The following is a 10,843-nucleotide window of genomic DNA, read 5'->3' on the forward strand; positions in this document are numbered from 1 at the left end:
GCCGGTCATGGCTCAGGGTTGTTCGCGGACGATTTCCGCCAGTTGCAGGATCAATCGCTCGTCAGCCTGGTTGCCGCTCTGCTGGCGGAATTGCCTGGCCTCCTCGCGGGCGCGCTGGAAGGCCGCATCGACGCTGGCCTGGCCATGGCTGTCGCGAATCCACAGGTAGAGGCCCATGACCAGGCTCTGCAGGGTGGCCAGGTCGCTGCTCTGGGCATTCAGCGCATCGATGAGTTGCTGTTTGGAAAACGCTTGCATGGTCGATCTCCGATCAATGGCGCCGCAAGGGCGCGGTTCGCCCCGGCGGTCGCCGGGGTGCGCGGAGCATGTGGAAAGTGCGGAGAGGCTGGCCAGCTTAGGCCAAGTCATTCAAATGATTAGGGAATTTTCTGACTTTCAGTGACCTTTCGACTGTTTTCGACGGCGGGCGATCGCTACGTTTTCATCGAACCGTCACCAAACCGTCATGAAGACACGCCTAGCATTCGCGGTATTTCGGCATGACGTGGAGAGCAGCGCATGGACTCCTATGGCGATACCTCGGGCCGCATCGGTCGCGACTGGCTCGATCGACACGACGAAGAGCTGGAGCAGGAACTGCTCGACGACGAGCTGAACCTGGACGAGCTGTTCGGTCCCGAGCAGGAGGATGCGCCCGGCGAGTTGAGTCGGCGCCGCTATTTCCGCGAACTGTTCCGCCTGCAACGGGAACTGGTGAAACTGCAGAACTGGGTGGTGCACACCGGGCACAAGGTGGTGATTCTCTTCGAGGGACGCGACGCGGCGGGCAAGGGCGGCGTGATCAAGCGCATCACCCAGCGCCTCAACCCGCGGGTCTGCCGGGTCGCCGCGCTGCCCGCGCCGAACGACCGCGAGCAGACCCAGTGGTATTTCCAGCGCTACGTCTCGCACCTGCCGGCCGGCGGCGAGATCGTCCTGTTCGACCGCAGCTGGTACAACCGCGCCGGGGTCGAGCGGGTCATGGGTTTCTGCAACGACGAACAATACGAGGAATTCTTCCGCAGCGTGCCGGAGTTCGAAAAGATGCTGGCGCGCTCGGGCATCCAGTTGCTCAAGTACTGGTTCTCCATCTCCGACGCCGAGCAGCACCTGCGCTTCCTCAGCCGTATCCACGATCCGCTCAAGCAGTGGAAGCTCAGTCCGATGGACCTGGAGTCGCGGCGGCGCTGGGAGGCCTACACCAAGGCCAAGGAAACCATGCTCGAACGCACCCACATCCCCGAGGCGCCCTGGTGGGTGGTACAGGCCGACGACAAGAAGCGCGCGCGGCTGAATTGCATCCACCACCTGTTGCAGCAGATGCCCTACCGGGAAGTTCCGCAGCCGCCGGTACACCTGCCGGAGCGCCTGCGCCACGCCGATTACGTCAGGCATCCGACGCCCGGTGAGATCATCGTGCCGGAAGTCTATTGATGGCCGTTCGGCCGGACGCCGGGCTGGACGGGTAAATTCGCGGCGGGATGCGACGTTACTCAGGCAAGCCCCACGAGTAGCCGGCCATGCTTCCGTCCCCAGCCTCCAGCCTGTCGTTTCCGTCGCCCCTCGAGCGCCGCGAGGCCGATCCATATGCCCGCTGCGACAGGCAGCGGCCTGCGTGCAACGAGTCGCACGAACCGGCGCAGGAGCGTCCTGAACCTGTCGCAACCTGCGCATTCATCGAGGAGGAGCGCCGGTGTGGCGATCCCACGGGCTTGCTTTACGCCCTTGGGCCGCGGGAGCGGGGAGAGCCGGAGCGGGTGGCGGAGTGGTTGGCGGCGCTGGTCCACCATTTCTACCTGGACGGTCCCGTTGAGCCGCCGAGGACAACGCTGGGAAAGGAGCGCTGCGAAACCGCGCCGGGCCTTTGCCGCTGCTGCGGCCAACCCTTCGATTTTCGCCACAAGCGCGCGGCGCTGTTGCTGCTGGGAACCCATTTCGCCGCCAGGGCCGAGGCGCAGGCGGCGTCGGTGCGCCGCTACCGGCGCTGAGGAATGCTCGCCGCCGTCAGCGACGGGCGCTGAGATGGGTGACGTTGTCGCCCTGGCGCTCGGCGGTGACCTTGCGGCAGTGCACCAGGGCGTCGCGGATCATGAAGTTGACCAGGGTCGGCGAGACGCCCAGTTCCTTGGCGATGTCCTTCTGCGGCACGCCGTGCAGGCGGTACATCTCGAAGGCGTAGCGGGTGCGCTTGGGCAGCTCGGTGAGGGCATCCGCGATGTGTTCGAGGGTCGCGTAGTTGATGTGCGAGGTTTCCGGCGAGGCGCCCTGGATCACCACGTTCAGGCCTTCTTCCTCCGGCCCCGAGTATTTCTGTTCGAGCGCCTGCTTGCGGTAGTGATCGATGGCCAGGTTGCGGACGATCTGGAACAGGTAGCTGAGCTGTGCCTTGAACGACGAAGTGATCTGCGGCGCCGACTGGAGCCTGAAGAACGCATCCTGGACCACATCTTCGGCTCGCGAGCGGCAACCGGTAATGCGGGCGGCGATCTTCACCAGGATCGTACGGTTATCGACGAATGCCTGGAGGAGCGGGGTATCGCATCTGCGGGTAGACAGTTGTTCCGACATGGAAATCACCTTGCTGCGGAGGGGGCTGCAGAGCACTGGCGGTGGGGTAAGACCCACACATGGCGCAACAAATTATGTTGAATGATAATGATTGTCAATTACGAAGAAATAACCAATCTCACCTTTATTCGTGAATGGTCCGCATGCTGGCAAATAGCCGCTGCGAATGATGGAGGGGAGAAATTCTTCGGCGTTTCAGAAGGATGGCCGCGCCAATGTTGCAGTCATGCGTCGCAGACGAAATTTTTTTAATAATCTTTAGGAATCAGCTAGTTAGAAATCGGTATTGACCGCCTCGCCGCTCCTGCCGGCGTTCCGCGCAAGAACTGCGCGAAGGCGCTGCGACAACCGTCCCCGGCTGCTCCATGGCGTACATCGCTATCGCCGATGCGGCGATAGCGCCGGGCACAACCCATCAGAATGGATAGGGGTTGGCGTCCTTTCGCGCAATGCTCCGCGGTTGCCCGGAGATTGCGGTTACATGCGCTAATTATTTGCCGTTGTTATCCGTTCCCCTCTGTGACAGCGCGGGCAGGTGCCCGGCGCCCCGGCGTGCGCAGCAGGAGACGGAAATGCCGATCGATCATGGGAAAGCGCTCTGCCCCGGACGAGGGCCACGACAGCGGCGCAAGGAGGTCGGCAGGTGAGCCCGGCCGTTTCCCTGCAATTGTTCTGCCTGCCTTATTCGGGGGCCAGCGCCACGCTGTTCCGCCGCTGGCAGCCCAGCCTGCCGGGCTGGATCCGCTTGTTGCCCCTGGAATTGCCGGGGCGCGGCCTCCGCTTCGGCGAGGCCCTGCATACCGATGCCGCCAGCCTGGTCGCGCAATTGGCCAGCGAGCTGCAAGGCACCCTCGACAGCGCTTCTCCCTACGCCTTCTTCGGCCACAGCCTGGGCGGGCTGCTGGCCTTCGAACTGGCCCATGCCATGCGTCGGCGCGGCCTCGAAGGGCCGCTGGCGCTATTCCTCTCCGGTGTATCCCCGCCCGCCGAAAACGATGTCAGCGGCTACCGGCGCGCCAAGGCCGACGCCGAACTGGTTGCCGCGTTGCGCGACTACCGGGGTACTCCGGAGGCCGTCCTCAACGATCCGTCGCTGATGCAGATGCTGTTGCCAGTGGTGCGAGCGGACTTTCTCGTCACCGGCAGCTACCGCTACCAGGCGCATGGGCCGCTGGACGCGGCGCTGCACCTGTTCGGTGGACGCGAGGACAGCCTGCGCAGCGCCGAGTTGCTCGGCTGGCTGCATGAGGCCGGGGGCGACTTCACCCTCGACCTGCTCGACGGGCAGCACTTTTTCATCCGCGAACAGCAGGGGCAGTTGCTGCGCCTGCTGCGTCGCTACGCCGGCCAGCATCTGCTGCGCTGGCACAAGGACAAGGTCCGGGGAAGCATGCGCGCCGCCAGTTGAGGGGCGGCCGCGACGACTGTTTCCGGAGACTCACTAGAACTCGATTGCAAGCCGAATTCAGGCAGGAAAACACATGATGGACGCCTTCGAACTTCCCACCACCCTGGTCCAGGCCCTGCGTCGCCGCGCCGTCCAGGAGCCCGAGCGCCTGGCGCTGCGCTTCCTCGCCGAGGACGATGGCGAAGGCGTGGTCCTCAGCTATCGCGATCTCGACCTGCGCGCGCGGAGCATCGCCGCGGCCCTGCAGGCCCATGCGCAGCTGGGCGATCGCGCGGTGCTGCTGTTTCCCAGCGGCCCCGACTACGTCGCGGCGTTCTTCGGTTGCCTGTATGCCGGGGTCATCGCGGTGCCGGCCTATCCGCCGGAGTCGGCGCGCCGCCATCACCAGGAACGCCTGTTGTCGATCATCGCCGACGCCGAGCCGCGCCTGGTCCTGACCACCGCTGACCTGCGCGAGCCATTGCTGCAGATGAACGCGCAACTGTCCGCCGCCAACGCCCCGCAACTGCTCTGCGTCGACCAGTTGGACCCGGCCGTTGCCGAGGCCTGGGACGAGCCGCAAGTGCGTCCCGAGCACATCGCCTTCCTCCAGTACACCTCCGGTTCAACCGCACTGCCCAAGGGCGTGCAGGTCAGCCATGGCAACCTGGTCGCCAACGAGGTGTTGATCCGCCGAGGCTTCGGCATCGGTGCCGACGACGTGATCGTCAGCTGGCTGCCGCTGTACCACGACATGGGCCTGATCGGCGGCCTGCTGCAACCGATCTTCAGCGGCGTACCCTGCGTGCTGATGTCGCCGCGCTACTTCCTCGAACGTCCGGTGCGCTGGCTGGAAGCCATCAGCCAGTACGGCGGCACCGTCAGCGGCGGTCCCGATTTCGCCTACCGGCTGTGCAGCGAGCGGGTCGCCGAGTCGGCCCTGGAGCGTCTCGACCTGAGCGGCTGGCGGGTAGCCTTCTCCGGTTCCGAGCCGATCCGCCAGGACAGCCTGGAACGCTTCGCCGAGAAATTCGCCGCCAGCCGCTTCGAGGCGTCCAGTTTCTTCGCCTGCTACGGCCTCGCCGAGGCGACCCTGTTCGTCACCGGCGGCCAGCGCGGCCAGGGCATTCCCGCCCTGGCGGTGGATGGCGAGGCGCTGGCGCGCAACCGCATCGCCGAAGGCGCAGGCAGCGTGCTGATGTGCTGCGGCCGCAGCCAGCCGGAACACGCCGTGCTGATCGTCGACGCGGCGAGCGGCGAGGTCCTCGGCGACGACAACGTCGGCGAGATCTGGGCCGCCGGGCCGAGCATCGCCCACGGCTACTGGCGCAACCCGGAAGCCTCGGCGAAGACCTTCGTCGAGCGTGACGGGCGTACCTGGCTGCGCACCGGCGACCTCGGTTTCCTCCGCGACGGCGAACTGTTCGTCACCGGGCGCCTGAAGGACATGCTCATCGTCCGCGGCCACAACCTCTATCCGCAGGACATCGAACGCACCGTCGAGAGCGAGGTGCCGTCGGCGCGCAAGGGCAGGGTCGCGGCCTTCGCGGTCACGGTCGATGGCGAGGAAGGCATCGGCATTGCCGCCGAGATCGGACGCGGCGTCCAGAAATCGGTGCCGGCCCAGGAGCTGATCGACTCGATCCGCCAGGCGGTGGCCGAGGCCTACCAGGAAGCGCCGAAGGTGGTGGCGCTGCTCAATCCCGGCGCCTTGCCGAAGACATCCAGCGGCAAGCTGCAACGTTCCGCCTGCCGCCTGCGCCTGGAAGACGGCAGCCTGGACAGCTATGCGCTGTTTCCCGGCCTCCAGGCCGTGCAGGAAGCGCAGCCGCCGGCAGGCGACGACGAACTGCTGGCACGCATCGGCGAGATCTGGAGGGCCCGGCTGGGCGTGGCGCAGGTAGCGCCGCGCGATCACTTCTTCCTGCTCGGTGGCAACTCCATCGGCGCCGCCCAGGTGGTCGCCCAGGTGCGCGACAGTCTCGGCGTCGCCCTCGACCTGCGCCAACTGTTCGAGGCGCCGACCCTGCAGGCCTTCAGCGCCACGGTGGCCCGCCAACTGGCCGCCGGCCTGCCGGCCGAGGCACCGATGGCGCACCTGCCGCGCGGTGTCGACCTGCCGCAGTCGGCGGCGCAGCAGCGTCTCTGGCTGACCTGGCAGATCGACCCGCAGAGCGCCGCCTACAACATCCCCGGCGGCCTGCGCCTGCGCGGCGAGCTGGACGAGGCGGCGCTGCGCGCCAGCTTCCAGCGCCTGGTCGAACGCCACGAAGCGCTGCGCACGCGTTTCCTCGAGCGCGACGGCGCAGCCTTGCAGCGTATCGACGAGCAGGGCGAGTTCGCCTGGCAGTTCGTCGACCTCGCCGCGCTGGCCGAGCACGAACGTGACGCGGCTGCCGCGCAGCGCCGCGAAGCCGAGGCGCAGCAGCCGTTCGACCTGGAAAAGGGGCCGCTGCTGCGGGTCAGCCTGGTGCGCCTGGACGAACAGGAGCACCAGCTCTGGGTCACCCTGCATCACATCGTCGCCGATGGTTGGTCGCTGAACCTGCTGCTCGACGAATTCTCGCGGCTCTACGCCGAAGCCTGCGGTGGCCAGCCGGCCGACCTGGCGCCGCTGGAACTGCACTACGCCGAATTCGCCGCCTGGCAACGGCAGTGGCTGGACGCGGGCGAGGGCGCCCGCCAACTGGCCTACTGGCGGGAACGCCTGGGCGACGCGGCGCCGGTGCTGGAACTGGCCACCGACCATCCGCGCACGGCGCGCCAGGCGTCGCCGGCCGCGCGCTACAGCCTGCGGGTCGACGAAGCCCTGGCGCGGGCCATCCGCGAGGCCGCGCTGGACCATGAGGCGAGTGTCTTCATGTGGCTGCTGGCGGCGTTCCAGGCGCTGCTGCATCGCCACAGCGGGCAGGGCGAGATCCGCATCGGCGTGCCCAGCGCCAACCGCCAGCGCCTGGAGACCCAGGGGCTGGTCGGCTTCTTCATCAACACCCTGGTCCTGCGCGGCACGCCCCGGGCGCGCCAGCCGTTCGCCGCGTTGCTCGGCGAGGCTCGCGAGGCGACCCTCGGCGCCCAGGCCAACCAGGACCTGCCGTTCGACCAGGTGCTCGCAGCCTGCGGCCAGGGCGGCCAGTTGTTCCAGGTGTTGTTCAACCACCAGCAGCGCGACCTGTCGGCGTTGCGCCGGCTGCCTGGCCTGCTCGCCGACGAGCTGCCCTGGCACAGCCGCGAAGCCAAGTTCGACCTGCAACTGCAGAGCGAGGAGGACGCTCGCGGTCGCCTGACCCTGAACTTCGACTACGCCGCGGACCTCTTCGAGGAGGCCAGTATCCGGCGTTTCGCCGCGCAATACCTGGAGCTGCTGCGCCAGGTCGCGGAAGACCCGCAGCGCTGCCTCGGCGATATCGCCCTGGTCGACGCCGAGCAGGCGGCGCGCCTCGCCGAATGGGGCAGCGCGCCCTGCGAGCCGGCGCGCGCCTGGCTGCCGGAGCTGCTGGAGCGGCAACTGGCGCAGTCCGCCGAACGCGTCGCCCTGGAGTGGGACGGCGGCAGCCTCGGCTACGCCGAACTGCACGCCCGGGCCAACCGCCTGGCCCACTACCTGCGCGACAAGGGCGTCGGCCCGGACGTGCGGGTAGCGATCTGCGCCGAGCGTTCGCCGCAACTGCTGGTCGGTCTGCTGGCGATCGTCAAGGCGGGCGGCGCCTACGTGCCGCTGGACCCGGACTACCCCAGCGAACGCCTGGCCTACATGCTCGCCGACAGCGGCGTCGAGCTGCTGCTGACCCAGGCCCATCTGTTCGAGCGCCTGCCTGGCGCGGAGGGCGTCACGCCGATCTGCCTGGACAGCCTCAAGCTCGACAACTGGCCGAGCCAGGCACCGGGCCTGCACCTGCACGGCGACAATCTCGCCTACGTCATCTACACCTCCGGTTCCACCGGCCAGCCGAAGGGCGTGGGCAATACCCACGCGGCGCTGGCCGAGCGCCTGCAATGGATGCAGGCCACCTACGCCCTCGACGGCGACGACGTGCTGATGCAGAAGGCGCCGGTGAGCTTCGACGTGTCGGTGTGGGAGTGCTTCTGGCCGCTGGTCACTGGTTGCCGGCTGGTCCTCGCCGCCCCCGGCGAGCACCGCGATCCGGCGCGCCTGGTGGAACTGGTGCGGCAGTTCGGGGTGACCACGCTGCACTTCGTGCCGCCGCTGCTGCAACTGTTCATCGACGAACCCGGCGTCGCCGCCTGCGGCAGCCTGCGCCGCCTGTTCTCCGGCGGCGAGGCGCTTCCGGCGGAGCTGCGCAACCGCGTGTTGCAACGCCTGCCGGCGGTGGCCCTGCATAACCGCTACGGGCCGACCGAGACCGCCATCAACGTCACCCACTGGCAATGCCGCGCGGAAGACGGCGAGCGTTCGCCGATCGGCCGGCCGCTGGGCAACGTGGTCTGCCGCGTGCTGGACGCCGAGTTCAACCTGCTGCCGGCCGGCGTCGCCGGCGAGCTGTGCATCGGCGGCCTGGGCCTGGCCCGTGGCTACCTGGGGCGCCCGGCGCTGAGCGCCGAGCGCTTCGTCGCCGATCCGTTCTCGACCGACGGCGAGCGCCTGTACCGCACCGGCGACCGCGCGCGCTGGAACGCCGACGGCGTGCTGGAATACCTCGGCCGCCTCGACCAGCAGGTCAAGCTGCGTGGCTTCCGCATCGAGCCGGAGGAGATCCAGGCACGCCTGCTGGCGCAGCCGGGGGTGGCCCAGGCGGTGGTGGTGATCCGCGAAGGCGTGGCCGGCAGCCAGTTGGTCGGCTACTACACCGGCGCTGCCGGCGCCGAGGCGGAAGCCGAGCAGAACCAGCGTCTGCGCGCCGCGCTACAGGCCGAACTGCCGGAATACATGGTTCCGGCGCAGTTGATGCGCCTGGCGCAGATGCCCCTCGGCCCGAGCGGCAAGCTGGATACGCGGGCGCTGCCGGAGCCGGTCTGGCAGCAGCGCGAGCACGTCGAGCCGCGGACCGAGCTGCAACGGCGCATCGCCGCGATCTGGAGCGAAGTGCTCGGCCTGCCGCGGGTCGGCCTGCGCGACGATTTCTTCGAACTCGGCGGGCATTCCCTGCTGGCCACCCGCATCGTCTCGCGCACCCGCCAGGCCTGCGACGTCGAACTGCCGTTGCGCGCGCTGTTCGAGGCCAGCGAACTGGAGGCCTTCTGCGAACAGGTCCGCGCAGCCCAGGCCGCCGGGCGTACCGACAGCCACGGCACGATCCGCCGCATCGACCGCGAGCAGCCGGTGCCGCTGTCCTACTCGCAGCAGCGCATGTGGTTCCTCTGGCAACTGGAGCCGGACAGCCCGGCCTATAACGTCGGCGGCCTGGCGCGCCTGAGCGGGCCGCTGGACGTGGCGCGCTTCGAGGCCGCGCTACAGGCCCTGGTGCAGCGCCACGAGACCCTGCGCACCACGTTCCCCAGCGTCGGCGGCGTGCCGGTACAGCGCGTACATAGCGATGGCGGCCTGCACATGGACTGGCAGGACTTCTCCGCGCTCGACCGCGACAGTCGCCAGCAGCACCTGCAGACCCTCGCCGACAGCGAGGCGCACCGTCCCTTCGACCTTGAGAGCGGGCCGTTGCTGCGGGTCTGCATGGTGAAGATGGCCGAGCGCGAGCACTACCTGGTGGTGACCCTGCACCACATCGTCACCGAAGGCTGGGCGATGGACATCTTCGCCCGCGAACTGGGCGCGCTCTACGAGGCCTTCCTCGACGACCGCGAATCGCCGCTGGAGCCGTTGCCGGTCCAGTACCTGGACTACAGCGTGTGGCAGCGCGAGTGGCTGGAGAGCGGCGAGCGCCAGCGCCAGCTCGACTACTGGAAGGCCCAGCTGGGCAACGAGCATCCGCTGCTCGAACTGCCGGGCGACCGGCCACGCCCGCCGGTGCAGAGCCACCAGGGCGACCTCTACCGCTTCGACCTGAGCCCCGAGCTGGCCGAGCGCGTGCGCCGCTTCAACGCCGCCCGCGGACTGACCATGTTCATGACCATGACCGCCACCCTTGCGGCCTTGCTCTACCGCTACAGCGGCCAGCAGGACCTGCGCATCGGCGCGCCGGTGGCGAACCGCATCCGCCCGGAGAGCGAAGGGCTGATCGGCGCCTTCCTCAATACCCAGGTGCTGCGCTGCCGGCTCGACGGACAGATGAGCGTCGGTGAGCTGCTGGAGCAGGTGCGGCAGACCGTGATCGATGGCCAGTCGCACCAGGACCTGCCGTTCGACCACCTGGTGGAAGCCCTGCAACCGCCGCGCAGCGCCGCCTACAACCCGTTGTTCCAGGTGATGTGCAACGTCCAGCGCTGGGAGTTCCAGCAGACCCGGCAACTGGCCGGGATGACCGTCGAGTACATCGCCAACGATGCGCGAGCGACCAAGTTCGACCTCAACCTGGAGGTCACCGACCTCGACCAGCGCCTCGGCTGCTGCCTGACCTACAGCCGCGACCTGTTCGACGAACCGCGCATCGCGCGGATGGCCGGACACTGGCAGAACCTGCTGGAGGCGCTGCTGGGCGACCCGCAGCGGCGCATTGCCGAATTGCCGCTGTTCGCCGCCGAGGAGCGGAAGCAACTGCTGCTCGCCGGCACGGCTGGCGAGGCAGGGCTCCAGGACACCCTCCATGGCCTGTTCGCCGCCCGTGTGGCGGCCAGCCCCCAGGCCCCGGCGCTGACCTTCGCCGGACAGACCCTGAGCTATGCCGAACTCGACGCCCGCTCCAACCGCCTGGCGCGCGTCCTGCGCGGTCATGGCGTCGGCCCGGAAGTGCGGGTCGGCCTGGCCCTGGAGCGTTCGCTGGAGATGGTCGTCGGCCTGCTGGCGATCCTCAAGGCCGGCGGCGCCTACGTGCC

5 protein-coding genes and 1 pseudogene are annotated in these 10,843 nt (G+C 68.3%); 4 read left to right on the forward strand and 2 right to left on the reverse strand.

Annotated elements, in window-relative coordinates:
• Positions 1-12 precede the first annotated feature (12 nt).
• Positions 13-258 carry a hypothetical protein gene (locus HMPREF2581_RS29770; protein WP_003089668.1) on the reverse strand — a complete coding sequence of 82 codons (246 nt, stop codon included), beginning with the start codon at positions 256-258 and terminating at the stop codon, positions 13-15.
• A gap of 261 nt (positions 259-519) precedes the next feature.
• On the opposite strand from HMPREF2581_RS29770, the gene ppk2 reads away from it, so the two are divergent.
• Together ppk2 and HMPREF2581_RS29780 are read left to right on the forward strand one after the other, a co-directional pair.
• Positions 520-1,434, forward strand: a complete 915-nt coding sequence (gene ppk2, locus HMPREF2581_RS29775; protein ID WP_003089666.1) for a polyphosphate kinase 2 — start codon at positions 520-522, stop codon at positions 1,432-1,434.
• 86 nt (positions 1,435-1,520) lie between these two features.
• Positions 1,521-1,988 (forward strand): hypothetical protein, encoded by a 468-nt coding sequence (locus HMPREF2581_RS29780; protein WP_003139215.1) that lies wholly within the window; start codon positions 1,521-1,523, stop codon positions 1,986-1,988.
• 16 nt (positions 1,989-2,004) lie between these two features.
• On the opposite strand, the gene pvdS is transcribed toward HMPREF2581_RS29780, so the two are convergent.
• Positions 2,005-2,568: a pyoverdine signaling pathway sigma factor PvdS gene (pvdS, locus tag HMPREF2581_RS29785; RefSeq protein WP_003113068.1), complete on the reverse strand. Its 564-nt coding sequence runs from the start codon at positions 2,566-2,568 to the stop codon at positions 2,005-2,007.
• Between the two features lie 643 nt (positions 2,569-3,211).
• Here pvdS and pvdG point away from each other — a divergent pair.
• The gene (gene pvdG / locus HMPREF2581_RS29790; protein ID WP_003139216.1) at positions 3,212-3,976 is read left to right on the forward strand and encodes a pyoverdine biosynthesis thioesterase PvdG; all 765 of its coding nucleotides are present in this window, start codon (positions 3,212-3,214) and stop codon (positions 3,974-3,976) included.
• Positions 3,977-4,049: 73 nt separating this feature from the next.
• Positions 4,050-10,843 (forward strand): annotated as a pseudogene (gene pvdL / locus HMPREF2581_RS29795) (pyoverdine non-ribosomal peptide synthetase/polyketide synthase PvdL); the annotation flags it as partial.

This window comes from Pseudomonas sp. HMSC057H01 (assembly GCF_001836405.1).
GTDB lineage: Bacteria > Pseudomonadota > Gammaproteobacteria > Pseudomonadales > Pseudomonadaceae > Pseudomonas > Pseudomonas aeruginosa.